This is a genomic window from Xanthomonas sacchari (assembly GCF_024266585.1).
Classification (GTDB): domain Bacteria; phylum Pseudomonadota; class Gammaproteobacteria; order Xanthomonadales; family Xanthomonadaceae; genus Xanthomonas_A; species Xanthomonas_A sacchari_C.
The window spans coordinates 3,758,948-3,783,828 of record NZ_CP100647.1 but is presented as its reverse complement, the minus strand read 5'-3'; the positions used below and the strand labels follow the sequence as shown (position 1 = coordinate 3,783,828).

Genomic DNA, 24,881 nt, shown 5'->3' with positions numbered 1-24,881 from the left:
ATTCCCGGTTGTTATCCATGAAACTCGTAGACGAAGCGGAAATCCAGGTCACTGCCGGCAATGGCGGCAATGGCTGCGTCGGCTTTCGCCGCGAGAAGTTCATCCCGCTGGGCGGGCCCGATGGCGGCGATGGCGGCAACGGCGGCAGCGTGTGGCTGGTCGCCGACGAAAATCTCAACACCCTGGTCGACTTCCGTCACCAGCGCGCGTTCCGCGCGCAGCGCGGCGAGAACGGCATGGGCCGGCAGATGTACGGCAAGGCCGGCGAGGACCTGACCATCACCGTGCCGGTCGGTACCGTGGTGGTCAACGTCGAGACCGACGAGGTCATCGGCGACCTGGTCGCGCACGGCGACCGCCTGCTGGTCGCGCAGGGCGGCAAGGGCGGCCTAGGCAACATGCATTTCAAGAGTTCGGTGACGCGCGCGCCGCGCAAGGCGACGCCGGGCGAGGAGGGCGAGGAGCGAACGCTCAAGCTGGAGCTGAAGCTGCTGGCCGACGTCGGCCTGCTCGGCTTCCCCAATGCCGGCAAGAGCACCTTCATCCGCGCGGTCTCCGCGGCCACGCCGAAGGTCGCCGACTACCCGTTCACCACGCTGTACCCGAACCTGGGCGTGGTCAGCGTCGAGGCCTACCGCAGTTTCGTGATCGCCGACATTCCCGGGCTGATCGAGGGCGCCGCCGACGGCGCCGGCCTCGGTGCGCAGTTCCTGCGCCACCTGCAGCGCACCCGTCTGCTGCTGCACCTGGTGGATCTGGCGCCGATGGAGGGCGGTGTGGATGGCGTGTCGCCGACCGAGCAGGTGCGGGCGATCGAGCGCGAGCTGCAGAAGCACGACCCGGAGCTGCTGGCCAAGCCGCGCTGGCTGGTGCTGAACAAGGCCGACCTGATGTTCGAGGACGAGGCGCGCGCGCTGGCCGAACAGGTGGTCGCCGAGCTGGGCTGGACCCAGCCCTGGTATCTGGTGTCGGCCCTGGGCCGCGAAGGCACCTGGCCGATCATGAAGGACGTGATGGCGTTCTTCGACCGCCAGCGCGAGGACGCGCTGGATGCGGCTGCCGATGCTTCCTGAGTCCCGCGTCGTGCGACGGCGTGCAGAGTGGGGTGGTGCGCACACGAAAAACCCGGCCGAGGCCGGGCTTTTTCGTGGTGCTGCCGGAAGCGTGGGCGCTTCCGGCGTCGACGGCAGCCGATCAGGCGGCGGTCTTGATCGCCTTGATGCGGGCGCTCAGGCGGCTCTTGTGACGGGCCGCCTTGTTCTTGTGGATCAGGCCGCGCGAACTGAAACGGTCGAGGATCGGCTGGGCGATGGCGAAAGCGGCTTCGGCGCCGGCTGCGTCGTTGGCGTCCAGGGCCTTGATGACCTTCTTGACGGCGGTGCGCAGCATCGAACGCTGAGCCGTGTTGCGCGCGTTGCGCACGACGGTCTGCTTGGCGCGCTTCTTGGCGGACTTGATATTGGCCACGGTGGTGGTTTCCTGGAAAGCTGTGTGGTGGATAAAAACAAGCGGGAGAGTATGAAGCGTCCAAACATTCGCGTCAAGCCAATTGTCAAGAGGGCCGTCGCATGAGCACGCCGCGCATGCTCCGCGGGCTGCTCTCGTTCAGTAGCATGACCATGGTCTCGCGCGTGCTGGGGCTGGTGCGCGACCAGGCCATCACCATTTCCTTCGGCGCCAACGCGACCACCGATGCGTTCTGGGTGGCGTTCCGCATTCCCAACTTCCTGCGCCGGCTGTTTGCCGAAGGCTCGTTCGCCACCGCCTTCGTTCCGGTGTTCACCGAAGTGAAGGAGACCCGCCCGCACGCCGACCTGCGCGCGCTGATGTCGCGGGTGTCCGGCACCCTGGGCGGGGTGCTGCTGCTGGTCACCGCGCTGGGCCTGATCTTCACCCCGCAGGTGGCGATGCTGTTCAACCCGGGCGCCACGGACGATCCGGCCAAGTTCGGGCTGATCGTCGACCTGCTGCGGCTAACCTTTCCGTTCCTGCTGTTCGTGTCGCTGACCGCGCTGGCCGGCGGCGCGCTCAACAGCTTCCACCGCTTCGGCCTGCCGGCGCTGACCCCGGTGATCCTCAACCTGTGCATGATCGCCGGTGCGCTGTGGCTGGCGCCGCGGCTGCAGGTGCCGATCCTGGCGATGGGCTGGGCGGTGCTGGTGGCCGGCGTGCTGCAGTTGCTGTTCCAGTTGCCGGCCTTGCGCGGCATCGACCTGCTGACCCTGCCGCGCTGGGGCTGGCGGCATCCGGACGTGCGCCGGGTGCTGACCCTGATGGTGCCGACCCTGTTCGGCTCCTCGATCGCGCAGATCAACCTGCTGCTGGACACGGTGATCGCCTCGTTCCTGTATGCCGGCTCGCAGAGCTGGCTGTCGCAGGCCGACCGCTTCCTGGAGCTGCCGCTGGGCGTGTTCGGCGTGGCCCTGGGCACGGTGATCCTGCCGGCGCTGTCGCGGCACCACGTCAAGACCGACCGCGCCGGCTTCTCCAGCGCGCTGGACTGGGGGCTGCGCACCACCTTGCTGATCGCGGTGCCGGCGATGCTGGGGCTGATGCTGCTGAGCCAGCCGCTGGTGGCGACCCTGTTCCAGTACGGCAAGTTCACCGCCTTCGACACGCGCATGGCGGCGATGTCGGTGTTCGGGCTGAGCTTCGGCCTGCCGGCGTTCGCCCTGCTCAAGGTGCTGCTGCCGGCGTTCTATTCGCGCCAGGACACGCGCACGCCGGTGCGCGCCGGCGTCGCCGCGCTGGTTGCCAACATGGTGCTGAACCTGCTGTTCCTGGCGATCCTGTACCAGCTGTGGGTGCCGGCGGAGCTGCGCGCGCAGGGCGTGCGCGCGGCGCTGGCCGCGGTGCCGGGCCTGCACCTGGCGCTGGGCCTGGCCAGCGCGGTGGCCAGCTATCTCAACCTGTCGCTGCTGTGGCGCTGGCTGCGCCGCGACCAGGTCTACCAGCCCAAGCCGGGTTGGAGCGGCTACCTGCTGCGCCTGGGCGTGGCCTGCGCGGCGATGGCCGCGGTGCTGGCGCTGGGCCTGCACTGGCTGCCGGCGTTCACCACCATGGACAAGTGGCACCGCATCGGCAGCCTGCTGTTGCTGGTCGGCGGCGGCGGCGCGGTGTATCTGCTGGCGTTGCTGGCGTTGGGGTTCCGGTTGCGGGATTTGCGGGAGCGGTAAGGCCAGCGTAGGTGGGGGGGCGAAGCCCCTCCCACAAAAAAGCCCCGGGGAGCGGATCGCTCCCCGGGGCTGGTGGACAGCGCGAATGCGAGACGCGTGCGCTCAGAACTCCTGCCAGCTGTCGTTGCCAGCGGCCACCGCCAGTGGCCGCGTCGGCTGCCGCGCGGTGTGTGTGGCGCGCTTGACGGTCGCCTTGGCCGCGGGCCGGGCCACCGGGCGGGCCGGCGCCACCGTGGCCGCCGACTGGCCATGCGCCGCGCTGCCCGCGTCGATCTTGAACACGGCCACGGCCTGGCTCAGCTGGCCGGCCTGCTCTTCCATCGAGCGCGCCGCGGCGGTGGCTTCTTCCACCAGTGCGGCGTTCTGCTGGGTGACCTCGTCCATCTGGGTGATAGTGTGGTTGACCTGTTCGATACCGGACGACTGCTCCTGCGAGGCGGCGGAGATTTCGCCCATGATGTCGGTGACGCGCTGCACCGACGAAACGATCTCCTGCATGGTCTTGCCGGCTTGATCCACCAGCACCGAACCCTCAGTGACGCGGCTCACCGAGTCGGCGATCAGGTCCTTGATCTCCTTGGCGGCGTTGGCCGAACGCTGGGCGAGGGTGCGCACTTCGCTGGCGACCACCGCGAAGCCACGACCCTGCTCGCCGGCACGCGCCGCTTCCACCGCCGCATTGAGCGCCAGGATGTTGGTCTGGAAGGCGATGCCGTCGATGACGCTGATGATGTCGGCGATCTTCTTCGAGGAGGCTTCGATGCCGCTCATGGTCTCCACTACCTTGCCGACCACGCTGCCGCCCTGTGAGGCAACGGTGGCGGCGCCGCCGGCCAACTGGTTGGCCTGGCGCGCATGCTCGGCGTTCTGCTTGACCGTGGAGGTCAGTTCCTCCATCGAGGCAGCGGTCTCTTCCAGGCTGGCGGCCTGCTGTTCGGTACGGCGCGCGAGGTCGTCGTTGCCGCTGGCGATTTCGCTGGCGGCGGCGTTGATGCTGGTGGCCGCGTTCTGAATGCCGCCGACGATGGTGGTCAACTGCTCGGCTGTGGTGTTTGCATCGTCGCGCATGGTCGCGAACACGCCCTGGAAGTCGCCGTGCATGCGCGCGGTGAGGTCGCCGGCGGCGATGGATCGCAGCAGCGAGGACAGCGATTGCAGGTTGCCGTCGGCGGTGGCCATCAGTTCATTGAGGCGCTCGACCATGGCACGGAACTCGTACTGGAAGCGCTCGGTATCGCCGCGCACGCCGAAGTTGCCGGCGGCGGCCGCGCCGGCCAGGTGCTGGATCTCATGGTTCATCGCGGTCAGGTTCTGCTTGACCGTGTCCATGGTCTGGGTGAATTGGGCCTTTTCGCCGGGCAGGCGCTCCATGTCCTCGGACAGGTCGCCGATCGCATAGCGGCCCATGATGTGCGCCAGGCGCAGCGTCACCGCGACCTGCGACGACGCCAGCGCATTGGTGTCGCTGACCATGCGTCCGTAGTCGCCGGGGAAGGCGCCTTCATCCATGCGGTAGCCGATCTGGCCAGCGTCATGGCGCTGCGCCATCTCGGCCTGCGCGGCGAGCACCGCCTGCAACTGGCTCTGCATCTTGTCCATGCTTAGCAGTAGCGCGCCGGCCTCGTCCTTGCTACGCAGGTCGATCGCATTATCGAGCTTGCCTCGGGAGATGGCGTCGGCCACGCCGATCGCGCTCCCCAGGCGCTTGAGTAGCTGCCGACGGATCAGGATCGCCATGCCGATCGCTGCCACGATCACCAGCAGGTTGCCGAGCAGCACGGCCCACTTGTTCTGCGCGCGTACGGTCGTCAGGGTTTCGCTGCGCTTGGCCAGCATGCTGCGCTCCTCCCCGGCGATCGCGATGATCAGCGCGCGGATGTCGCGCATTGCCATGTCACGAGAGTCGCTGAACGCCGAATAGATCTGGCTGAGATCGCCGGACTGATCGCGTATGGACATGAGCCGCTTTTGAGAATCGATGAATTGGATGTAGAAGTGGCGTAGCCGCTCCAGCCGTTCCTGTTGTTTCGGGTTGTCCGCGGTCAACTGCTTGGCCTCGGCGAAGTCCTTCTCGAATGCGGCCTGACCGTTCCTGAATGGTTCCAGATGGTCCTTTGCGCCCGAGAGCAAATAGCCGCGCGCGCCCGTTTCGATGGTGACCGTGTCCAGTTGCATCCTGTCGGATGCAGCCAACATCCTGAATGTGCGGTCATTCATATCGGCGGCTTTGTTGAGCGAGGACAGGCTGCTCAGGCTGATCGAGCCGATGATCAGCGTGATCAGTACGATGAAGGCAAAGCTGAGCGCGAGCCTGGTGGAAAGACTGAGATTCTTGAGCGTCATCGCCATGTGGTCCTGGAGGGAAGGCTAAAAACGTTGGGGATGGCGTGCTCCATGCCTGAGTCGATGTCCGCCAAGGCGCTGGGCTGTGCCCTATCTATTTGTGCTGTGAATCGAAAACACGCACGCGATATTTTGCGACTTCAATTTTTGCTTCAGTTGCTTTATGACACTGATTCTTCAGGCGCGTAGACGATTTTGTGTCGCCATCAACATCGGCGTGTGCGTTCGGTTCTTTAAGGTCAAATGATGCGCCTGATTTCTTCATGTCGAATTCACGTCAGTGGGGGGGGCGAGCTCCGCTGGGTGTCGTTGCTGATGGGGATGAGTCGGGCCGAACGGATTGGGCAAAAAAGACCGCTTGCCTTGCCGGATCTCCCGGCAATGGGGCGACTCCGGACGCCATGCACTGCCGTCCCGGGTCCCGAGCCATGGCTCCAACCGCTATACTCGACGGTTACGCATCATCGACCGGCGCCTCCTGCGCCGGCGCTTCGGACCGAGGAATGAGCAGGCTGTTTAGAGACGTCGAGGGCGGGACCCTGTTCCCGCAGGGAAGCGTGGTCTGCATCGGCGCCTTCGATGGCCTGCACCTGGGCCACCGCGCGCTGGTGCGGCAGGCGATTGCGCGCGCGCGCGCGGCGGGCGTGCCGGCGGTGGCGCTAAGCTTCGAGCCGCTGCCGCGGGAGTTCTTCGCCCCGGCCGCGCCGCCGCCGCGGCTGACCCTGGCCCGGGCCAAGGTGCAGGGCCTGCACCGGCTCGGCATCGACAGCGTCGGCCTGCTGCGCTTCGACCGGCGCATGGCGTCGATGAGCGCCGAAGATTTCGTGCAGCGCGTGCTGGTCGAGCGCCTGCGCGCGCGCGAGGTCTGGATCGGGCCGGCGTTCCGCTTCGGCCACAAGCGCGGCGGCGACATCGCGCTGTTGCGCGCCCTGGGCGCCCAGCATGGCTTCGCCGCCGACGAGATCGCGCCGGTGCACCTGCGCGAGGAGCGCATTTCCAGCACCCGCATCCGCGAGCTGCTGGTGGCCGGGGAGTTCGCCCACGCCACCGAACTGCTCGGCCGCCCGTACGCGATCGGCGGGCGCGTGGTCCGCGGCAAGCAGCTCGGGCGCACGCTCGGCTATCCCACCGCCAACCTGCGTTTCCCCCGCACCCCGGCGCTGTCCGGCATCTACGCCACCTGGGTGCACGGGGTGGCGGCGCAGCCGTGGCCGTCGGTGTCCAGTTTCGGCACCCGCCCGACCGTGCAGGGCGTGGAGCCGTTGCTGGAAGCGCATCTGTTCGATTTCCAGGGCGACCTGTACGGTCGCCACATCGAGGTGGAGTTCGTCGCCAAGTTGCGCGACGAAGAAACCTTCGCCGATCTGCCGGCGCTGACCGCGCAGATGCACCGCGACGCCGCGCTGGCGCGGCAACTGCTCGCCGCGCCGGCCGCCGCGGGCCTGTCGCCCGTGTCCGCCGCCCCGCGCGCGGACCTCCCCCTGAAGACCACCGACCGGTAACTGCCCGTGACCCAGGACTACAAAGCCACCCTCCATCTGCCGGCGACCGAGTTCCCGATGCGCGGCGACCTGCCCAAGCGCGAGCCGGACATCCTGGCGCGCTGGGAGAGCGAGGGCCTGTACACGCGGCTGCGCGACAACGCCCAGGGGCGGCCGCTGTTCGTGCTGCACGACGGCCCGCCCTACGCCAACGGCGCGATCCACCTCGGGCATGCGGTCAACAAGATCCTCAAGGACATCATCGTCAAGTCCAAGTACCTGTCCGGCTTTGATGCGCCGTACATCCCGGGCTGGGACTGCCATGGTCTGCCGATCGAGATCGCGATCGAGAAGAAGTTCGGCAAGGTCGGGGTCAAGCTGGATGCCGAGCAGTTCCGGCAGAAGTGCCGCGAGTACGCCAACGAGCAGATCAACATCCAGCGCCGCGACTTCAAGCGCCTGGGCGTGATCGGCGACTGGGACAATCCCTACCGCACGCTGGACTTCCATTTCGAGGCCAACGAGATCCGTGCGCTGGCCCGGATCGTCGACAACGGCCACCTGACCCGCGGCGTGAAGCCGGTGCACTGGTGCTTCGACTGCGGCTCGGCGCTGGCCGAGGCCGAGATCGAATACGCCGACAAGCAGTCGCCGACGGTGGACGTGGCCTACACGGCCCGCGACGGCGCGGCGCTGGCCGCCGCGTTCGGCGCGACCCTGCCCGAGGGCACCGAAGTGGCCGTGCCGATCTGGACCACCACGCCGTGGACGCTGCCGGCCTCGCTGGCGGTGTCGTTGGGGCCGGAGCTGGTCTATGCGCTGGTCGAAGGCCCGGCCCGCGACGGCCGCCGCCGCTGGCTGGTGCTGGCCGACGCGCTGGCCGAGCGCGCGCTGCAGCGCTACGGGGTGGATGAGGTCGTGGTGCACGGCCGCGTCGCCGGCGCGGCGCTGGAACACCAGGTGCTGGCGCACCCGTTCTACGACGAGCGCGACGTGCCGGTGATCCTCGGCACGCACGTGTCCGACACCGACGGCACCGGCGCGGTGCACACCGCGCCCGGCCACGGCCAGGAGGATTACGCGGCGGTCAAGCCGTACGGGCTGCTGGAGCGCTACAGCGCCGCGCAGATCAACCCGGTCGACGCGCGCGGCGTGTACCTGCCGTCGACGCCGGCGGCCGACGGCGTGGAACTGGCCGGGCTGCACATCTGGAAGGCCAGCGACATCATCGCCGACCTGCTGGCCGGGCGCGGGCTGCTGCTGGCGCGCGCCAGCATGGTCCACAGCTACCCGCATTGCTGGCGGCACAAGACCCCGATCGCGTTCCGCGCCACGCCGCAGTGGTTCATCTCGATGGAGCAGGCCAACCTGCGCGCCGAGGCGCTGCAGGCGATCGAGGGCGTGCACTGGTACCCGGCCTGGGGCCAGGCGCGCATCGCCGGGATGGTCGCCGGGCGCCCGGACTGGACGATCTCGCGCCAGCGCACCTGGGGCGTGCCGATCGCGCTGTTCGTGCACCGCGAGACCGGCGAGCCGCATCCGCGCAGCACCGAGCTGATGCGCCAGGTCGCCGACCGGGTCGAGGAGGGCGGGGTGGACGTGTGGTACGCGCTCGACGCCGCCGAGCTGCTCGGCGACGAGGCCGCCGACTACGAGAAGATCACCGACATCCTCGACGTCTGGTTCGATTCCGGCGTCACCCACGAGGCGGTGCTGACCGAGCGCGGCCTGCCCAAGCCGGCCGACCTGTACCTGGAGGGCTCCGACCAGCACCGCGGCTGGTTCCAGTCCTCGCTGCTGACCGGCGTGGCGCTGGACCACGCCGCCCCGTACCGGCAGTGCCTGACCCACGGCTTCACCGTGGACGAGCACGGCCGCAAGATGTCCAAGTCGCTGGGCAACGGCATCGAGCCGCAGGACATCATGAAGACGCTGGGCGCGGACATCCTGCGCCTGTGGATCGCCTCGGCCGACTACAGCAACGAGATGTCGCTGTCGCAGGAGATCCTCAAGCGCAACGCCGACGCCTACCGGCGCCTGCGCAATACCGCGCGCTTCCTGCTCGGCAACCTGCACGGCTTCAATCCGGCCATGCACCTGCGGCCGCTGCCGGAGCTGGTGGCGCTGGACCGCTGGATCGTGCACCGCGCCTACGAGGTGCAGGAGCAGATCAAGGCCGCCTATGCGCGCTACGACTTCGCCGCCATCGTGCAGGCGCTGCTCAACTTCTGCAGCGTGGACCTGGGGTCGCTGTACCTGGACGTGACCAAGGACCGGCTGTACACGATGGCCGAGGACTCGCACGGCCGGCGCTCGGCGCAGACCGCGATGTTCCATGTGGCCGAGGCCTTCGTGCGCTGGATCGCGCCGATCCTGAGCTTCACCGCCGACGAACTGTGGGGCTACCTGCCGGGCGCGCACCTGGGCAACGTGCTGTTCGCGACCTGGTACGAAGGCCTGGCGCCGTTGCCGGAAGACGCGGCGCTGAGCGCGGCCGACTTCGAACAGTTGCTGGCGCTGCGCGAGCAGGTGGCCAAGGTGCTGGAGCCGATGCGCGGCAACGGCGTGATCGGCGCGGCGCTGGAGGCGGAGATCACCGTCGCCGCCGCCGCGGCCACGGCGGCCAAGCTGCAGCCGCTGCAGGAGGAACTGCGCTTCCTGTTCATCAGCGGCGACGTGGTGGTGCGCGAGGCCAGCACCGACGAGATCTTCGTCAGCGCCCAGGCCACCGGCAAGCCCAAGTGCGTGCGGTGCTGGCACTACCGCGCCGACGTCGGCGCCGACCCGGCGCACCCGGAGCTGTGCGGCCGCTGCGTCAGCAACATCGAAGGACCGGGCGAGGAGCGCCGCTGGTTCTGAGTCCCGTCCCCGGCCGCGCGGCCTGCGCGCCGCCGGGGCCGGCGGCGGCGCCGTGGCTGCGGCGCCGGCCGTCCTTCCTTTCTTCATTCGCCCAAGGCGGACTTCCCGCATGACCGCACGACCCAACCCCTCCGCCCTGATCTGGCTGCTGCTGTCGGCCGTGGTGATCGGCCTGGACCAGTGGAGCAAGGCCTGGGTGCTGTCCAGCCTGCCCGAGTTCACCGCGGTGCCGGTGATTCCCGGTTTCTGGAACTGGTACCGGACCTACAACACCGGCGCGGCGTTCAGTTTCCTGAGCCAGGCCGGCGGCTGGCAGCTGTGGCTGTTCACCGCGCTGGCGGTGGGCATCAGCGGCCTGCTGGCCTGGTGGCTGGCGCGCACCCCGCGCGGCGAGTGGCGCAGCGCGCTGCCGTACGCTCTGGTGATCGGCGGGGCGATCGGCAACGTGATCGACCGGCTGATGCACGGCCACGTGGTCGATTTCATCCAGTGGTACGTGGGCGAGCACTACTGGCCCTCGTTCAACATCGCCGACTCGGCGATCGTCGCCGGCGCCATCGGCATCGCCCTGTTCGGCGTGTTCGACGGCAAGGCGAAGCGAAAAGCGGGATAATCGGTGCCACTCTCCCTGTCGAAGCGCTTGGCCCTCTGCGGCCGGCGGATCTAGCTATGGATGTCCTGCTCGCCAACCCCCGCGGCTTCTGCGCCGGCGTCGATCGCGCGATCGAGATCGTCAAGCGCGCCATCGAGACCCTGGGCGCGCCGATCTACGTGCGCCACGAGGTGGTGCACAACCGCTTCGTGGTCGACGACCTCAAGCAGCGCGGCGCCATCTTCGTCGAGGAACTGGACGAGGTGCCCGACGGCAACACGGTGATCTTCAGCGCCCACGGCGTGGCTCAGGCGGTGCGCCAGGAGGCCGAGCGGCGCGGCCTGAAGGTGTTCGACGCGACCTGCCCGCTGGTCACCAAGGTGCATTTCGAGGTGGCCCGGCACTGCCGCGCCGGCCGCGACGTGGTGCTGATCGGCCACGCCGGCCATCCGGAGGTGGAAGGCACGATGGGGCAGTGGGACCGCGAATGCGGCACCGGCCGCATCTACCTGGTCGAGGACATCGAGCAGGTCGCCACGCTGGACGTGCAGCAGCCGGAGAACCTGGCCTACACCACCCAGACCACGCTGTCGGTGGACGATACCCGCGGCATCATCGAGGCGCTGCGCGCGCGCTACCCGGCGATGCAGGGACCGAAGAACGACGACATCTGCTACGCCACCCAGAACCGCCAGGACGCGGTGCGCGACCTGGCCAGGGAGTGCGACCTGGTGCTGGTGGTCGGCTCGCCGAACAGCTCCAATTCCAACCGGCTCAGCGAGCTGGCGCGGCGCGACGGGGTGGAGTCCTACCTGATCGACGGCGCCGACGAGATCGATCCGGCCTGGGTCGCCGGCAAGCGCCGGGTCGGCCTCACCGCCGGCGCCTCGGCGCCGCAGGTGCTGGTGGACGGGGTGATCGCGCGGCTGCGCGAACTCGGCGCCGACGGCGTGTCCGAACTGGCGGGCGAGCCGGAGTCGATGGTGTTCGCCCTGCCCAAGGAACTGCGCCTGCGCTTGGTCGACTAGCGGGCATATCCACTCGCGGGTTTTTGCAGGATTGGCGGGCGTTTGCGTCGCGATCGTAGGTGCGGTTGCAGCCGCGACGAGGCGTTCCCGGGAAAGCCCGTCGCGGCTGAAGCCGCTCCTACGGGACAGCCGAGGCGGTGCGGTGCGCGGCAACCGCCGGGTATCGGAGGTGCCCCGAAGCCGGATCTGCACATGAACCCAAGCGTCCTGGCGGCGGTGCCGGCATCGACGGTCCTGGCGTCCAGCGCTTTGGCCGCGCCGCCGCCGCGGCTCAGTGGCGCTGCACGCCGTGCGGCCGCCCCTGCGCATCGAAGTCGATGCCCACGGTGACGCGATCGCCTTGCACGCCGTCCGGCATCCAGCGCAGGTGCCCGCGACGACCCACCAGCACGTACACGTGATCCACTTCCTTGGGGGCGGCCTGCAGTGCCTCGTCCTGTTCCTTCAGGGCCGTGGCCACCCGGTAGGCGCCCTCGAAGGCGATGTCCTGCAACGCGGCGGTGTCGGTGGCCGGCTTCAGGAATGGCCCGAACATGCGCGGATTCACGGGCTTTTCCTTGTGCCAGCCAGCGTGGTCGAAGCTGTATTCGTCCACGTGGTCCGGCTGTGCGGGATCCAGCAGTTCGAGTCCGATCCGGTCGTCGTAGAAGTGCACGGCATGGAACACGCGCAGGTCGTGGCCCTGCAGCCCGGGCAGAGCCGCCAGCGCCTGCCGCGCGGCGCGTAGCCGCGCCGGGTCGAACAGCAGGTTGCCATGCGGTGCTGGCGGCTCCGGTTCGGGGACGGCGGTGGCAGGAGCGGCCGGGGGGACCGCCAGCGACTGCGGCTTGGCGGTGGCCTGCAGGGCGGCCGCCGAGTCCGCCGCCTGCAGACGCGGTCCCGCCTGCAGGGTGGCGCGGATGGTGTCCCAAGCGCCCCCGGCGCAGGCGATGCCGCCGAGCAGCAGGACGACACCGGCGAAGACCAGTGGGGTGGGCGGCGTCTTCATGGCAGCTCCAGGTCGGCGCGGGAGGGGTGTTGCGGGTCGTACAGCACCGACACCGTCTCGCGCGGCAGCCGGCCGATGTCGAGCAGCGGCACGAACCGCCGTACCGTCGCCTCGTGGCTGTTGCCGGACGCGTCCTCGAACGCCACGCGGAACTCGACCTGCGGCTGCTCGTTGAGGGTGGTGCCGGTCTGGCGCACGTCCAGCACCCGCGCGCGGGCGCGCAGGCCGCGGTAGGTCAAGGTCTGGTCAGTCGTGTTGCTGCGGATCACGCGCAGGATCACGCGCAAGGCCAGCAGGTAGCCGTTGAGCACCAGCGCGCACATCAGCAGCGGGTGGTTGAAGGTCAGGAAGGTCCAGCCCAGGCCCTGGTTCTGCAGGCGCCAGGCCACGCCATAGGCGGCGCCGACCAGGACCACCAGCAGCACCGCGCCGGCCGCACGGCGCCACAGGCTGGCGCGGTCCAGGGCCGGCTCGGCGTCCTCCAGCACCAGGTTCGGGGCGGCGCCCGGCGTGGTGCTTAGCCGCAGCGGCACGGTTCGCCTGCTCTCGAAGCGGCGTTGCGCCGGCTTGCGGTCCACGATCGTCAGGGTGTCGCGGATGCGCGTGCCGGACAGGTTGTCGAAGGCCAGGGTCAGCGACCACTGTGGCCATCCCTGCACCTCGACGCCGGTCGGCGCGGCGCGTTCGATCAGCGCCTCGCGGCGCACGCCGTGGGCGAGGATGTGGCGCACGCGCCGCAGTGCGCGTCCGGGCATCAGCAGCAAGCTGTCCAGGTAGGCATAGAGCAGGTGCAGCCACAGCCCCAGCGACAGCGCCAGCAGGGTCAGCGCCCATCCGGGCGGGTTGCGCTGGGTCAGCGGCAGCGGCCATGCGCTGCCGACGTAGAGGATGCAGGGGAAGGGAAGGGCGAAGAACAGCAGAAAGGCCAGCCAGAACCAGGCGAACGACTTCACGAGTGCGGGGCATGCGAACAACGGGTCGGCAAGGGTAGCGCATCGTCCGCGGCGGCCCCGCCAAGGCGCCCGGGCGCGATTGACCGCAGCCCGAGTCGACGCCTAGAATTGCCAGTTCCGCCGGAATAGCTCAGTCGGTAGAGCGGCGCATTCGTAATGCGTAGGTCGCAGGTTCGACTCCTGTTTCCGGCACCAGTTGCACCAGAAGGCAGCCGCGAGGCTGCCTTCGTGGTATCTGCGGCACCGGTTTCTGCGACCCAGGTCCGTGTGCGCGGTCGCCTGCGGCGCCGCGGTGCAGCCGGGTGCGGCAATGTGTCGCAGGTAAAAACGTGGCCTGGCGCCCGCCCGGGCTTGTCAATGACTTCCGGAGTTGCCGCACGGCAGCATAAAATGCGTCGTTGATCGCGCATGCCGGCCCGGATGCCGCGGCGGAGGCGGGACGGCCCCTAGCGGCGCCCCGCCTCCCGCTCCCGCGCGGTCCGCATCCCCTACGCAATTGGATCGTTCGATGATTCCGTTGAAACAACTCCGGCGCTCGCTGCGCTCCGGTCTGTTGCTGCTTGCCGCGCTGCTGCTGGCCGGCTGCAACTCGGCCATCCTCAACCCCAAGGGTCAGATCGGCCACGACGAGAAGACGCTGCTGATCACCTCGGTGGTGCTGATGCTGCTGGTGGTGATCCCAGTCATCGTGATGACCCTGGCCTTCGCCTGGCGCTACCGCGCCTCCAACACCAAGGCCCGCTACGAGCCGAACTGGTCGCACTCCACCGCGATCGAGGTGGTGGTGTGGTCGATCCCGTGCATGATCATCCTGGTCCTGGCGGTGCTGACCTGGCGCTCCTCGCATGCGCTGGATCCGTACAAGCCGCTGGACTCCAAGATCAAGCCGATCACCATCGAGGCGGTGGCGCTGGACTGGAAGTGGCTGTTCATCTATCCGGAGCAGGGCATCGCCACGGTCAACGAGATCGCGTTCCCGGTCGACACGCCGCTGAACTTCAAGATCACCTCCGACACGGTGATGAACTCGTTCTTCATCCCGCAACTGGGCACGCAGATCTATGCGATGGCCGGCATGCAGACCAAGCTGCACCTGATCGCCAACGAGCCGGGCGAGATGTTCGGCCTGTCGGCGAACTACAGCGGCCACGGCTTCGCCAAGATGGGCTTTGCCGCGCACGCCACCGACCGCGCCGGCTTCGATGCCTGGGTGGCCAAGGTCAAGGCCTCGCAGAAGACCCTGGGCCAGACCGAGTACCAGGTGCTGGCGGCCAACCGTAACGACAAGGCGGCCTACCCGGTGACGTACTACGCCTCGGTGCAGGACGGCCTGTTCAAGTCGTTGATCGACAAATACATGATGGGCAAGGGCCACAAGATGGAAGGCCACGACGCTCATCCGGCATCGGCTGCTGAGCCGGTCGCCATGTGCACTTCTGGAGACAAGTGATGCTAGGTAAACTCACGCTCGAGGCGATTCCGTATCACGAGCCGATCGCCATGGTGGCCGTCATCGGCACCGTCCTGGCCGGCCTGCTGGTGCTGGCATTGGTCACCAAGTTCAAGTTGTGGGGCTACCTGTGGCGCGAATGGCTGACCTCGGTCGACCACAAGCGCATCGGCGTCATGTACATCGTGGTGGCGCTGGTGATGCTGCTGCGCGGCTTCAGCGATGCGGCGCTGATGCGCGCCCAGCAGGCGATCGCGCATGGCGGCAACGAGGGCTTCCTGCCGCCGCATCACTACGATCAGATCTTCACCGCGCATGGCGTGATCATGATCTTCTTCATGGCCATGCCGTTCATGACCGGCCTGCTGAACCTGATCGTGCCGCTGCAGATCGGCGCGCGCGACGTGGCGTTCCCGTTCCTGAACTCGCTGAGCTTCTGGCTGTTCGTGGCCGGCGCGACGCTGATCATGCTGTCGCTGGGCGTGGGCGAGTTCGCGCAGACCGGCTGGCTGGCCTATCCGCCGCTGTCCGGGCTGGAATACAGTCCAGGCGTCGGTGTCGACTACTACATCTGGGCATTGCAGATCTCGGGCCTGGGCACATTGCTCACCGGCATCAACTTCTTCGTGACGATCATGCGCATGCGCGCGCCGGGCATGACCCTGATGCGCATGCCGATCTTCACCTGGACCGCGCTGATCACCAACATCCTGATCATCGCCGCGTTCCCGATCCTGACCGTGGCGCTGGCGCTGCTGGGCGCCGACCGCTACCTGGGCACGCACTTCTTCACCAATGACGGTGGCGGCAACGCCATGATGTACGTCAACCTGATCTGGATCTGGGGCCACCCGGAGGTCTACATCCTGATCCTGCCGGCGTTCGGCATCTTCTCCGAGCTGATCGCCACCTTCAGCCGCAAGCGCCTGTTCGGCTACACCTCGATGGTGTACGCCACCTCGTGCATCGGCGTGCTGTCGTTCATCGTGTGGTTGCACCACTTCTTCACGATGGGCTCGGGCGCCAACGTCAATGCCTTCTTCGGCATCACGACGATGATCATCTCGATCCCCACCGGCGTGAAGATCTTCAACTGGCTGTTCACCATGTTCCGTGGCCGCGTGCACATGACCGCGCCGGTGCTGTGGACCATCGGCTTCATGATCACCTTCACCATCGGCGGCATGACCGGCGTGATGCTGGCGATCCCGGCGGTGGACTTCGTGCTGCACAACAGCCTGTTCCTGATCGCGCACTTCCACAACGTGATCATCGGCGGCGTGGTGTTCGGCTACCTGGCGGGCCTGACCTACTGGTTCCCGAAGGCGTTCGGCTTCAAGCTCAACGAGACGTTGGGCAAGGCCTCGTTCTGGTGCTGGATCATCGGCTTCTTCATCGCCTTCATGCCGCTGTACGTGCTCGGCTTCATGGGCATGACCCGGCGCATGAACAGCTACAACCACCCGGAGTGGGCGCCGTGGCTGATGGTGGCCGCGGTGGGTGCGGCGATCATCGGCACCGGCATCTTCCTGAACCTGGTGCAGATCGGCTACAGCATCTGGAAGCGTAAGGAAAACATGGACCTGACCGGCGACCCGTGGGACGGCCGGACCCTGGAGTGGGCGACCTCCTCGCCGCCGCCGTTCTACAACTTCGCGGTGCTGCCGCACATCGACGACCGCGACCAGTTCTGGGAAGACAAGCTCAAGGGCAAGGGCTGGGCGCGTCCGGCCAAGTACGAACCGATCCACATGCCGCGCAACACGGCGGCGGGGTTCTGGATCGGCGCCTTCAGCATCGTGCTGGGGTTCGGCCTGATCTGGCACATCTGGTGGATGGCGGTGATCGGCCTGGTCGGCATGATCGGCAGCTTCATCGCGCGCACCTTCGATGACGACATCGATTACTGGGTCCCGGCGGAGGAAGTGGAACGCATCGAGAACGCGCGTTTCGCCCTGCTGGAACAGCAACACGCGGCCAACGCCGCAAAGGCGGTCTGAACCATGGCTTCCACGACGCTCGATTCCCACGCCGCCCACGCGGGCGGCCACGACCACGACCACGAACATCACGACGCGGGCGGCAACACCGTCTTCGGGTTCTGGGTCTACCTGATGAGCGACTGCCTCATCTTCGCCGGCCTGTTCGCCACCTATGCGGTGCTGGCCGGCGCCACGGTGGACGGCCCGACCGCCAAGGAACTGTTCGACCTGAAGTTCGTGCTGGTGGAAACCTTCCTGCTGCTGTTCAGCAGCCTGGGCTTCGGCCTGGCGATCATCGCGGCGAACAAGCGCAGCATGGGCGGCCTGTACGGCTGGCTGGCGGTCACCGCGGCGCTGGGCCTGGGCTTTCTGGGCATGGAACTCTACGAGTTCCACCACCTGATCGAGGAAGGCGCCGGCCCCGGTCGCAGCGCGTTCCTGTCGGCCTTCTTCACCCTGGTCGGCACCCACGGTCTGCACGTGACCTCGGGCCTGCTGTGGATGGCGGTGCTGGTGATCCAGATCGCCAAGAACGGCCTGACCCCGCGCAACATGACCCGCCTGGCGTGCCTGAGCCTGTTCTGGCACTTCCTGGACGTGATCTGGATCGGCGTGTTCACCATCGTCTACCTGCTGGGAGCGCTGTAATGGCCAACCATCATTCCTCCGACGCGCACGCCGAGCACGGCCATGGCGGCGGCCTGAAGTCCTACCTGGTCGGTTTCGTGCTGGCGGTGATCCTGACCGTGATCCCGTTCGGCATGGTGATGAGCGGGGCGTTCCCGCGCGGCGTCACCGTCATCGTCATCGCGGTGCTGGCCGCGGTGCAGATGCTGGTGCACCTGATCTACTTCCTGCACATGGACCGCTCGGCCGAGCAGCGCTCCAACGTGCACGTGGGCCTGTTCTCGCTGCTGATCATCGGCATCGTGGTGGTCGGCTCGCTGTGGGTCATGCACAACCTCAACGTCAACATGATGCATTGAGGCGCGCACCGCCGCAGGTTCGCGAAGGCCGCCTCCGGGCGGCCTTTTGCGTTCTACGGGCCGCCTGCCCGGCAGCGCGGCAAGCGCAGGCCCATCGCCCCGACATCGGTGTGGCTGACCGGCACGTGCGCGACCCGCGATCGGTGTGGCAAGGCGACGCTCGCATGCATCGACGCAGTGCGATCTGCCGTGGCGACGCGGCGCACCGAGGTCAGCTCTGGTCTGCCCCGAGCGTCGCGGAGAGTTTCAGGAGGACCTGCGCGTCTTCCGTGCTGAGGCGATCGAGCAGCCGGGTTCTTACCGCCGCGGCATGGACCGGTCGCGCCGCGGCGATCTTTTCCCGGCCCAGGGCGGTGATGGCGACCGTCACCACGCGCGGTTCGGCATCGCTGCGGCGGATCAGGCCGCGCGCCTGCATGCGCGTGAGCTGATGCGACAGCCGGCTCTTGTGCCAGCCCATGGAATCGGCGAGCGCCTGTTGGCGCAGCTCGCCCTTGCCCAGATCCACCAGCCGCGACAACACGCCGAAGTCGCTGCCGGTCAGGCCGACACCGGCGGCCAGGTCCTTTTCGACGGCCGCCATCACCGTCTGGCCCATCTGCTTGAAGGCGTGCCAGATCGCCAGCTCGCGGGTGGAAAGTCGCGCTTGTTTCATGCGGTCACCATAGACCGCTAAGGTTGACATGACAACCCGATCGGCGTACTTCTGGGTTGACATGACAACTTGTGCGCGACCGCCGGCAGGCATGCGATGCCGGCCCAGGGTGCCCGCATCCAATGGAGACGATGACGATGTCCGCAACGACGTTCGCAGGCGTGGAGGTGTTGATGACCGGCGGCAGCGACGGCATCGGGTTCGGCCTCGCGCGGCGCTTCCTGGCCGCGGGCGCAAACGTGCTGGTCACCGGCCGCGATGCAGGCAGGCTCGACCGCGCGGCCGCGACGGCGCCCGGCCTGCAGACCCTGGTCAACGACATCGGGGTCGCCGAAGAACGCGAGCGACTCGCGCAGTACCTGCACGTGCGGCATCCCGGGCTGCGCGTGGTCGTCAACAATGCCGGGATCCAGCGACGCGTCGCGCTCGCCGACGACCAGGCGCCCTGGGCCGAGCGCCAACGCGAGATCGATATTCTGTTTTCTGCCGTCGTGCATCTGAACCATTTGCTGGTCCCGCTGTTGCTGCAGCATGGCAAGCCCGCGCTCATCGCCAATGTCTCCTCCGGCGGCGCCCTCGTTCCGCAGCCGTTCGCCCCGGTCTACAGCGCCTGCAAGGCCGCGATCCACAGCTATACGGCCAACCTCCGGTTCGCGCTCGCCGCGACGTCGGTCAGGGTCGTGGAAATCATTCCGCCCGCCGTCCGCACCGGGTTGGCGGGCTCTGGCGTGGCCCATGGCGCGGACGTGGAGGACTTCTGCGACGCCGTCTTCGCCGGGCTCGCGGCGGGGCAGGCCGATGAACTCGGCTTCGGGATGACCGCTTCGGCGGAGTTTCGGCATCGCCTCGACGTCGAGCGTGCCGTGTTCGATGGGTTCTCCGAGCGCTTTCCCGTGCGCAGGTACTGATGCGAGGGACGCCGGTGCGACTGGCGCGCCGGCGTGTGCCGTGCTCACGCCAGGCAGGGCGCCTCGGCGAGTTCGCACAACGGCAGCCAAGTCAGCACGCCGTCGCCGTTGCGGATCAGCAGGCCCAGTTGCCCGTGCTGCTGCAGCGGCTGCGCATAGACCGGCGCGGGGCTGGGCGCGGCGTGCGCCGAGGCCGACACCGACCAGGCGCTGGCCAGCAGGGCCTGCGGCCGCGCCGCGCGCAAGGTGGCGACCAGCCCGGCCGGATCGCCGTGCCGCAAGGCATGGCGGCACAGCGCCAGCAGGCAGGCGTCGTCGTGCGGGTCGGCGGTCGTCGGCGCGGGGGCGTCCGCCATCGCCGCACGCGCGCGCTGCAACAGGCGCCGCAGATGCTGGCGCGAGGCGCTTTCGCTGCGCGCCGCCAGCGCCGCCAACTCGGCATGGCTGAAGTCGAAGGCCTCGGCGAGCAGCAGCATCGCCACGTCGCCGGCCGGCAGTGTGCGCACCAGCGTGGCGAGGGCCTGCGCGACCGCCGCGCTGTGGAGGGCGTACCGCAGCGGCCCGTCCGCGTCGTCGGCTACGGGCGGTGCGTGTTCCTGCGCCATGCGCTCCAACAAGGCCCGGTAGCGGCCGCGGCGACGCTGGCGGTCGATGCACAGATGGCGCAGCACGGTGGTCAGCCAGGCGTCGCGGCCGCCCCCCGGCAGCGGCCCCTGGGCCGCCCGCAGATAGGTCTCCTGCACCAGATCCTCGGCGTCCTCGCCCTGGCCGACCCAGCGTCGCGCCAGGGCCAGCAACTGGGGGCGCAGCGCGTCGTCGCCGCTGGCAGCCTGCGCGTCGGTCGGGAATGTCACGTCGCGGCCCCGTCGTTCGTTGGGAGGGAAACCCACCATACATGGAGACAGGCCGATGCTGCGTTCCGACGAAACCTCTCCCGCCGCGCCCGCCGCGCTCGCGCCGTCCGGCGCCTTCCTGGAGGAGAAGGCGTTCCGTGCGCGGACCCTGCTGCTGTTCGGCACCATCACCGACGCCAGCGCCTATCAGGCGGTGCGCCACCTGCTGGCGCTGGATGCCGAATCCGACGCGCCGATCGCCATGATCGTGTCCTCGCCGGGCGGCCATCTCGAATCCGGCGACGCCATCCACGATGCGCTGCGCTTCATTTCCGCGCCGGTCGACATGATCGGCTCGGGCTGGGTCGGCAGCGCGGCCACGCACGTGTTCCTGGGCGTGCCGCGCGAACGCCGGGTGTGCCTGCCGCAGACCCGGTTCCTGATCCATCAGCCCAGCGGTGGCGCCGGCGGCCCGGCCAGCGACATCGCCATCCAGGCCAGCGAGATCCTCAAGGCGCGCGCCCGCATCGCCCGGGTCATCGCCCGCGAGACCGGCCAGCCGCTGCAACGCGTGGAAGCCGACATCGAGCGCGATTGCTGGATGTCGGCGCAGGAGGCGATGGACTACGGCCTGGTGTCGCGCATCGTCGAGCGGCGCAGCCAGTTGGCCGGGCGTTGAGCGGAGGGGCGGCGCAACGGCGCCCGCCCATGCCGCTTGCGCAGTGCGCCGCGATCGCCGCGGGCATGACCTATGGCATGGCACGCGGCGGCGGCGCAGGCATAGCATGGGGGTTTGCTTGTCCGCTGTCGTTCGCCCCCTGGAGACCCCATGAGAAAGTCCACCGCCTGGATGGCGCCGTTGCTGCTGGCCGCCACTGTCGCGTTCCAGGCTTCGGCGCAGACCGCGCCGCCGCGCGACGTGCCCTTCGCCGGCACGCTGAAGATCGCTGTCGACGCCACCGACCTGGCCCACCGCATCTTCCGCGTGCGCACCACCATCCCGGCCACGCCGGGGCCGATGACCCTGCTGTATCCGCAGTGGATCCCCGGCAACCATTCGCCGACCGGCCCGATCGACAAGCTGGCCGGGCTGGTGATCAAGGCCAACGGCAAGGTGCTGCCGTGGACGCGCGACCAGTACGACGTCTATGCGTTCAAGATCGACGTGCCCGCCGGCGCCAGCGAGATCGTCGCCGAGTACCAGTTCCTGTCCTCGCAGGGCGACGGCCAGGGCCGGGTGATGATGACCCCGGAGATGCTCAACCTGCAGTGGAACACCACCGCGCTGTATCCGGCCGGGGTGTATGCGCGCAACATCAAGGCGCAGGCCAGCGTGACCCTGCCGGCCGGCTGGGACTACGCCACCGCGCTGGAGACCGCCACGCGGACCGGCGACACGGTGACGTTCAAGCCGATCGATTTCGACGACCTGGTCGATTCGCCGATGTTCGCCGGCAAGTACTACAAGCGCATCGTGCTGGACGCCAAGGACAAGGCGCCGGTGGCGCTGAACGTGTTCGCCGACAAGCCCAAGTCGCTGGAGGCCAAGCCCGAGCAGGTCAAGGCGCACGTGGCCCTGGTGCAGCAGATGGACAAGCTGTACGGCGCGCGCCACTTCGACCACTACGAGTTCCTGCTGGCGCTGACCGACAAGCTCGGCGGCATCGGCCTGGAGCATCATCGCTCCAGCGAGAACAGCGGCCCGCTCGACTACTTCACCGAATGGGACAAGAGCTGGGAGATGCGCGACCTGCTCGCGCACGAGTTCAACCACTCCTGGAACGGCAAGTACCGCCGCGGCGCCGACCTGGCCACGCCCAACTTCAACGTGCCGATGGGCGACAGCCTGCTGTGGCTGTACGAGGGCCAGACCCAGTTCTGGGGCGAGGTGATCGCCGCGCGCGCCGGGCTGTGGACGCAGGACCAGGCCCGCGACATGCTGGCCAATGTCGCCGCGACCTACCAGCGCGGCCGGCCCGGCCTGGCCTGGCGCGCGCTGCAGGACACCACCAACGATCCCACCATGTCGATGCGCCGTCCGCGCGCCTACCGCAGCTACCAGCTGAGCGAGGACTACTATTCCGGCGGGCAGATGCTGTGGCTGGAGGTCAACGCCAAGCTGCGCGAACTCAGCGGCGGCAAGCGCTCGCTGGACGACTTCGCCAAGGCCTTCTTCGGCATGCACGACGGCGCCTGGGACGTGAACACCTATACCTTCGACGACATCGTCGCCACGCTCGACGGGATCGCCAAGTACGACTGGGCGACCCTGCTGCGCAGCCGTCTCGACGACCACGGTTCGCTGGTCGGCGGCATCGAGGCCAGCGGCTGGAAGCTGGTCTATACCGACCAGCCGAACGCGGCCAACAAGACCAGCGAGGCGCGCAACAAGAGCCTGGACCTGACCTATTCGCTGGGCCTGAGCCTGGACCAGCAGGGCCAGGTGCAGTCCGTGCTGTGGGACAGCCCGGCGTTCAACGCCGGCCTCATCGCCGGCAACCGCGTGGTCGCGGTCGGCGGCCGCGAGTACAGCGCCGAAGCGCTCAAGGACGCGATCACCGCGGCCAAGGGCGGCAGCGCCCCGATCGAACTGCTGGTCAAGCGCGGCGACCGCTACGACACCTTGCGCATCGCCTACGCCGGCGGCCTGCAGTATCCGCACCTGGAGCGCATCGCCGGCACGCCGGATCGCCTGAGCGAGTTATACAAGGCGCGCTGAGTCGGCGAATGCCCCCCGCCCGGCGTCGTCTGCCGGGTGGCGGGGAACGGCGCCCGCGTCGCGCTGTACGGCGAGTGATCGATCGCCGCCGCTGCGTCGAGGAGGCGGGCGCTGCGTCTGTCGTAGGAGCGGCTTCAGCCGCGACGGGGCATGACCGGTAAAGCCCGTTCGCGGCTGAAGCCGCTCCTACGAAATGCGTGGTTTGCCGGCCCGCCGAGGCTGCTGGAGGAGCGTGGCGCCTTGCCGTCGCGGACCTTGAGACCGCCAGCCACTATGCTGGCGCATTGTCTGAGCGGACCAGAAGCAGATGGCGAAAGCGAAAACGGCCTATGTCTGCGGCGAATGCGGCGCCGAGTACACCAAGTGGCAGGGCCAGTGCACCGAATGCGGCGCCTGGAACACGCTGAGCGAGATCGTGCTGGAAAGCGCGGCCACGGCCAAGGCGCCGGCCGCGGCGCGGCGCAGCGGCTGGGCCGGCAAGGCCGAGACGCCGAAGATCACCGCGCTCAAGGACGTGGAGCATCGCGACCAGGCGCGCGTGTCCACCGGCATCGGCGAGTTCGACCGGGTGCTCGGCGGCGGCCTGGTCGAGGGCGCGGTGGTGCTGATCGGCGGCGATCCGGGCATCGGCAAGTCGACCCTGCTGCTGCAGGCGCTGGCGAAGATGGCCGGCACCCTGCCGGTGCTGTACGTGACAGGCGAGGAATCGCTGGGCCAGGTCGCCGGGCGCGCGGTGCGCCTGGACCTGCCGCTGGACGGCCTCAATGCGCTGGCCGAGACCGGCATCGAACACATCCTGCAGCACGCCAGCGCGGCGCGGCCCAAGCTGATCGTCGCCGACTCGGTGCAGACCCTGTGGACCGAGGCGCTGACCGCCGCGCCCGGCTCGGTCAGCCAGGTGCGCGAGAGCGCGGCGCGGCTGGTGCGCTATGCCAAGGAGACCGGCACCGCGGTGTTCCTGGTCGGCCACGTCACCAAGGAGGGCGGCATCGCCGGCCCGCGCGTGCTCGAGCACATGGTCGATGCGGTGTTGTACTTCGAGGGCGAGAGCGGCAGCCGTTTCCGCCTGCTGCGCGCCTTCAAGAACCGCTTCGGCGCGGTCAACGAGCTGGGCGTGTTCGCGATGGGCGAGAAGGGCCTGAAGGAAGTCTCCAATCCGTCGGCGATCTTCCTCTCCGGCGGCAGTGCGCACCAGCCCGGCAGTTGCGTGATGGTCACCCGCGAAGGCACGCGGCCGCTGATGGTGGAAGTGCAGGCGCTGGTCGATGCCTCGCCGCTGTCCAATCCGCGACGCGTGGCGGTGGGCCTGGAACAGAACCGGCTGGCGATGCTGCTGGCTGTGCTGCACCGCCATGGCGGCATCGTGGTCGGCGACCAGGACGTGTTCGTCAACGTGGTCGGCGGCATCCGCGTGCAGGAGACCGCGGCCGACCTGCCGGTGCTGCTGGCGGTGCTGTCGTCGCTGCGCGACCGGCCGCTGGCGGAGAAGACCATCGCCTTCGGCGAGGTCGGCCTGTCCGGCGAGATCCGCCCGGTGCCCAACGGCGAGGACCGGCTGCGCGAGGCCGCCACGCATGGCTTCAAGCGCGCCATCGTGCCCAAGGCCAATGCGCCCAAGACCGGCACGGTCAAGGGCATGGAGGTGATCGCAGTGGAGCGCCTGGCGCAGGCGCTGGAAGCGGCGAGCGAATAGGCCGCGCCGCCGGCAGGCTGCGTCTTCGTTGTTCGTGCAGGCTGTGTCCCTGCGAAGCGCGGCGCAGTGGTGCGGGTGATGCGGCGATCGGCGTAGCTGCGCCGCCGCATCGAGGGGCCTGGCATGAGGTTTGCCGCGCGCGTCGTCGGCTGCGACGCAGCCGTTCGCTGCACACCGATGCGCACACCCGGCGATGGGCCCCGCCTGCGTATGGCGGTCCAGCATGGCGAACGGC

21 protein-coding genes and 1 tRNA gene are annotated in these 24,881 nt (G+C 68.6%); 15 read left to right on the top strand and 7 right to left on the bottom strand.

Translation table 11 applies throughout. The annotated features are described in order from the left end of the window. Nucleotides 1–17: 17 nt before the first annotated feature. Complete coding sequence (gene cgtA, locus NKJ47_RS15700; RefSeq protein ID WP_254458760.1) at nucleotides 18–1,073, top strand: Obg family GTPase CgtA; 1,056 nt, start codon at nucleotides 18–20, stop codon at nucleotides 1,071–1,073. A gap of 121 nt (nucleotides 1,074–1,194) precedes the next feature. Here the strand turns inward: cgtA and rpsT are convergent, their stop codons facing one another. After that, nucleotides 1,195–1,467, bottom strand: coding sequence for a 30S ribosomal protein S20 (rpsT, locus tag NKJ47_RS15695; RefSeq protein WP_010341167.1), 273 nt, complete (start codon nucleotides 1,465–1,467; stop codon nucleotides 1,195–1,197). A gap of 116 nt (nucleotides 1,468–1,583) precedes the next feature. Here rpsT and murJ point away from each other — a divergent pair, with 116 nt between their 5' ends. Beyond that, nucleotides 1,584–3,176 (top strand): murein biosynthesis integral membrane protein MurJ, encoded by a 1,593-nt coding sequence (murJ, locus tag NKJ47_RS15690; protein WP_254461447.1) that lies wholly within the window; start codon nucleotides 1,584–1,586, stop codon nucleotides 3,174–3,176. Between the two features lie 102 nt (nucleotides 3,177–3,278). On the opposite strand, the gene NKJ47_RS15685 is transcribed toward murJ, so the two are convergent. Beyond that, nucleotides 3,279–5,519: a methyl-accepting chemotaxis protein gene (locus NKJ47_RS15685; protein ID WP_254458759.1), complete on the bottom strand. Its 2,241-nt coding sequence runs from the start codon at nucleotides 5,517–5,519 to the stop codon at nucleotides 3,279–3,281. Nucleotides 5,520–5,613: 94 nt separating this feature from the next. Continuing rightward, the gene (locus tag NKJ47_RS15680; protein ID WP_254458758.1) at nucleotides 5,614–5,784 is read right to left on the bottom strand and encodes a hypothetical protein; all 171 of its coding nucleotides are present in this window, start codon (nucleotides 5,782–5,784) and stop codon (nucleotides 5,614–5,616) included. A gap of 238 nt (nucleotides 5,785–6,022) precedes the next feature. On the opposite strand from NKJ47_RS15680, the gene NKJ47_RS15675 reads away from it, so the two are divergent. The 4 genes from NKJ47_RS15675 to ispH all read left to right on the top strand — a co-directional run bounded on the left by NKJ47_RS15675 (nucleotide 6,023) and on the right by ispH (nucleotide 11,479). After that, a complete protein-coding gene (locus NKJ47_RS15675; RefSeq protein ID WP_254458757.1) occupies nucleotides 6,023–7,021 on the top strand; it encodes a bifunctional riboflavin kinase/FAD synthetase in 999 nt (332 codons plus the stop codon). Nucleotides 7,022–7,027: 6 nt separating this feature from the next. Beyond that, nucleotides 7,028–9,859 (top strand): isoleucine--tRNA ligase, encoded by a 2,832-nt coding sequence (gene ileS / locus NKJ47_RS15670; RefSeq protein ID WP_254458756.1) that lies wholly within the window; start codon nucleotides 7,028–7,030, stop codon nucleotides 9,857–9,859. Between the two features lie 109 nt (nucleotides 9,860–9,968). Next, nucleotides 9,969–10,472 carry a signal peptidase II gene (gene lspA / locus NKJ47_RS15665; protein ID WP_254458755.1) on the top strand — a complete coding sequence of 168 codons (504 nt, stop codon included), beginning with the start codon at nucleotides 9,969–9,971 and terminating at the stop codon, nucleotides 10,470–10,472. A gap of 56 nt (nucleotides 10,473–10,528) precedes the next feature. After that, nucleotides 10,529–11,479: a 4-hydroxy-3-methylbut-2-enyl diphosphate reductase gene (gene ispH / locus NKJ47_RS15660; protein ID WP_254458754.1), complete on the top strand. Its 951-nt coding sequence runs from the start codon at nucleotides 10,529–10,531 to the stop codon at nucleotides 11,477–11,479. A 271-nt stretch (nucleotides 11,480–11,750) separates the two neighbouring features. On the opposite strand, the gene NKJ47_RS15655 is transcribed toward ispH, so the two are convergent. Continuing rightward, nucleotides 11,751–12,467 (bottom strand): hypothetical protein, encoded by a 717-nt coding sequence (locus NKJ47_RS15655; RefSeq protein WP_254458753.1) that lies wholly within the window; start codon nucleotides 12,465–12,467, stop codon nucleotides 11,751–11,753. Further along, nucleotides 12,464–13,420 carry a hypothetical protein gene (locus tag NKJ47_RS15650; RefSeq protein WP_254458752.1) on the bottom strand — a complete coding sequence of 319 codons (957 nt, stop codon included), beginning with the start codon at nucleotides 13,418–13,420 and terminating at the stop codon, nucleotides 12,464–12,466. The genes NKJ47_RS15655 and NKJ47_RS15650 overlap by 4 nt, the downstream gene beginning before the upstream one ends. A gap of 119 nt (nucleotides 13,421–13,539) precedes the next feature. Here NKJ47_RS15650 and NKJ47_RS15645 point away from each other — a divergent pair. The 5 genes from NKJ47_RS15645 (at nucleotide 13,540) to cyoD (ending at nucleotide 17,838) form a co-directional block, all read left to right on the top strand. Further along, nucleotides 13,540–13,615 (top strand) — tRNA-Thr (locus tag NKJ47_RS15645). A 313-nt stretch (nucleotides 13,616–13,928) separates the two neighbouring features. Then, nucleotides 13,929–14,870: a ubiquinol oxidase subunit II gene (gene cyoA / locus NKJ47_RS15640; RefSeq protein WP_254458751.1), complete on the top strand. Its 942-nt coding sequence runs from the start codon at nucleotides 13,929–13,931 to the stop codon at nucleotides 14,868–14,870. Beyond that, entirely contained in the window at nucleotides 14,870–16,870 is a 2,001-nt protein-coding gene (gene cyoB, locus NKJ47_RS15635; RefSeq protein ID WP_254458750.1) for a cytochrome o ubiquinol oxidase subunit I, read from the top strand. The genes cyoA and cyoB overlap by 1 nt, the downstream gene beginning before the upstream one ends. A 3-nt stretch (nucleotides 16,871–16,873) precedes the next feature. Beyond that, on the top strand, nucleotides 16,874–17,500 hold the full coding sequence (gene cyoC, locus NKJ47_RS15630; protein WP_254458749.1) for a cytochrome o ubiquinol oxidase subunit III: 627 nt from the start codon (nucleotides 16,874–16,876) through the stop codon (nucleotides 17,498–17,500). Continuing rightward, nucleotides 17,500–17,838, top strand: a complete 339-nt coding sequence (cyoD, locus tag NKJ47_RS15625) for a cytochrome o ubiquinol oxidase subunit IV (protein ID WP_048492118.1) — start codon at nucleotides 17,500–17,502, stop codon at nucleotides 17,836–17,838. The genes cyoC and cyoD overlap by 1 nt, the downstream gene beginning before the upstream one ends. A 211-nt stretch (nucleotides 17,839–18,049) precedes the next feature. Here cyoD and NKJ47_RS15620 read toward each other — a convergent pair whose 3' ends face one another. Then, nucleotides 18,050–18,556, bottom strand: a complete 507-nt coding sequence (locus tag NKJ47_RS15620; protein ID WP_254458748.1) for a MarR family winged helix-turn-helix transcriptional regulator — start codon at nucleotides 18,554–18,556, stop codon at nucleotides 18,050–18,052. 74 nt (nucleotides 18,557–18,630) lie between these two features. Between NKJ47_RS15620 and NKJ47_RS15615 the strand changes: the two genes are divergently transcribed. Beyond that, the gene (locus NKJ47_RS15615) at nucleotides 18,631–19,401 is read left to right on the top strand and encodes an SDR family NAD(P)-dependent oxidoreductase (RefSeq protein ID WP_254458747.1); all 771 of its coding nucleotides are present in this window, start codon (nucleotides 18,631–18,633) and stop codon (nucleotides 19,399–19,401) included. 44 nt (nucleotides 19,402–19,445) lie between these two features. Here NKJ47_RS15615 and NKJ47_RS15610 read toward each other — a convergent pair whose 3' ends face one another. Continuing rightward, a complete protein-coding gene (locus NKJ47_RS15610; RefSeq protein ID WP_254458746.1) occupies nucleotides 19,446–20,255 on the bottom strand; it encodes an RNA polymerase sigma factor in 810 nt (269 codons plus the stop codon). 55 nt (nucleotides 20,256–20,310) lie between these two features. Between NKJ47_RS15610 and NKJ47_RS15605 the strand changes: the two genes are divergently transcribed. The 3 genes from NKJ47_RS15605 (at nucleotide 20,311) to radA (ending at nucleotide 24,646) form a co-directional block, all read left to right on the top strand. After that, complete coding sequence (locus NKJ47_RS15605) at nucleotides 20,311–20,913, top strand: ATP-dependent Clp protease proteolytic subunit (RefSeq protein ID WP_254458745.1); 603 nt, start codon at nucleotides 20,311–20,313, stop codon at nucleotides 20,911–20,913. Between the two features lie 150 nt (nucleotides 20,914–21,063). After that, a complete protein-coding gene (locus tag NKJ47_RS15600) occupies nucleotides 21,064–22,953 on the top strand; it encodes a M61 family metallopeptidase (protein WP_254458744.1) in 1,890 nt (629 codons plus the stop codon). A gap of 307 nt (nucleotides 22,954–23,260) precedes the next feature. Continuing rightward, entirely contained in the window at nucleotides 23,261–24,646 is a 1,386-nt protein-coding gene (gene radA / locus NKJ47_RS15595; RefSeq protein WP_242082206.1) for a DNA repair protein RadA, read from the top strand. The last annotated feature ends 235 nt before the right edge of the window (nucleotides 24,647–24,881 follow it).

Coding starts and splice junctions, on each gene's coding strand:
- cyoB (WP_254458750.1), top strand. CDS start 14,870: ATGCTAGGTAAACTCACGCTCGAGGCGATTCCGTATCACGAGCCGATC.
- cyoD (WP_048492118.1), top strand. CDS start 17,500: ATGGCCAACCATCATTCCTCCGACGCGCACGCCGAGCACGGCCATGGC.
- NKJ47_RS15600 (WP_254458744.1), top strand. CDS start 21,064: ATGAGAAAGTCCACCGCCTGGATGGCGCCGTTGCTGCTGGCCGCCACT.
- NKJ47_RS15655 (WP_254458753.1), bottom strand. CDS start 12,467: ATGAAGACGCCGCCCACCCCACTGGTCTTCGCCGGTGTCGTCCTGCTG.
- NKJ47_RS15680 (WP_254458758.1), bottom strand. CDS start 5,784: ATGAAGAAATCAGGCGCATCATTTGACCTTAAAGAACCGAACGCACAC.
- NKJ47_RS15605 (WP_254458745.1), top strand. CDS start 20,311: ATGCTGCGTTCCGACGAAACCTCTCCCGCCGCGCCCGCCGCGCTCGCG.
- lspA (WP_254458755.1), top strand. CDS start 9,969: ATGACCGCACGACCCAACCCCTCCGCCCTGATCTGGCTGCTGCTGTCG.
- NKJ47_RS15615 (WP_254458747.1), top strand. CDS start 18,631: ATGTCCGCAACGACGTTCGCAGGCGTGGAGGTGTTGATGACCGGCGGC.
- ispH (WP_254458754.1), top strand. CDS start 10,529: ATGGATGTCCTGCTCGCCAACCCCCGCGGCTTCTGCGCCGGCGTCGAT.
- cgtA (WP_254458760.1), top strand. CDS start 18: ATGAAACTCGTAGACGAAGCGGAAATCCAGGTCACTGCCGGCAATGGC.
- murJ (WP_254461447.1), top strand. CDS start 1,584: ATGCTCCGCGGGCTGCTCTCGTTCAGTAGCATGACCATGGTCTCGCGC.
- NKJ47_RS15620 (WP_254458748.1), bottom strand. CDS start 18,556: ATGTCAACCCAGAAGTACGCCGATCGGGTTGTCATGTCAACCTTAGCG.
- NKJ47_RS15675 (WP_254458757.1), top strand. CDS start 6,023: ATGAGCAGGCTGTTTAGAGACGTCGAGGGCGGGACCCTGTTCCCGCAG.
- cyoC (WP_254458749.1), top strand. CDS start 16,874: ATGGCTTCCACGACGCTCGATTCCCACGCCGCCCACGCGGGCGGCCAC.
- cyoA (WP_254458751.1), top strand. CDS start 13,929: ATGATTCCGTTGAAACAACTCCGGCGCTCGCTGCGCTCCGGTCTGTTG.
- radA (WP_242082206.1), top strand. CDS start 23,261: ATGGCGAAAGCGAAAACGGCCTATGTCTGCGGCGAATGCGGCGCCGAG.
- NKJ47_RS15685 (WP_254458759.1), bottom strand. CDS start 5,519: ATGACGCTCAAGAATCTCAGTCTTTCCACCAGGCTCGCGCTCAGCTTT.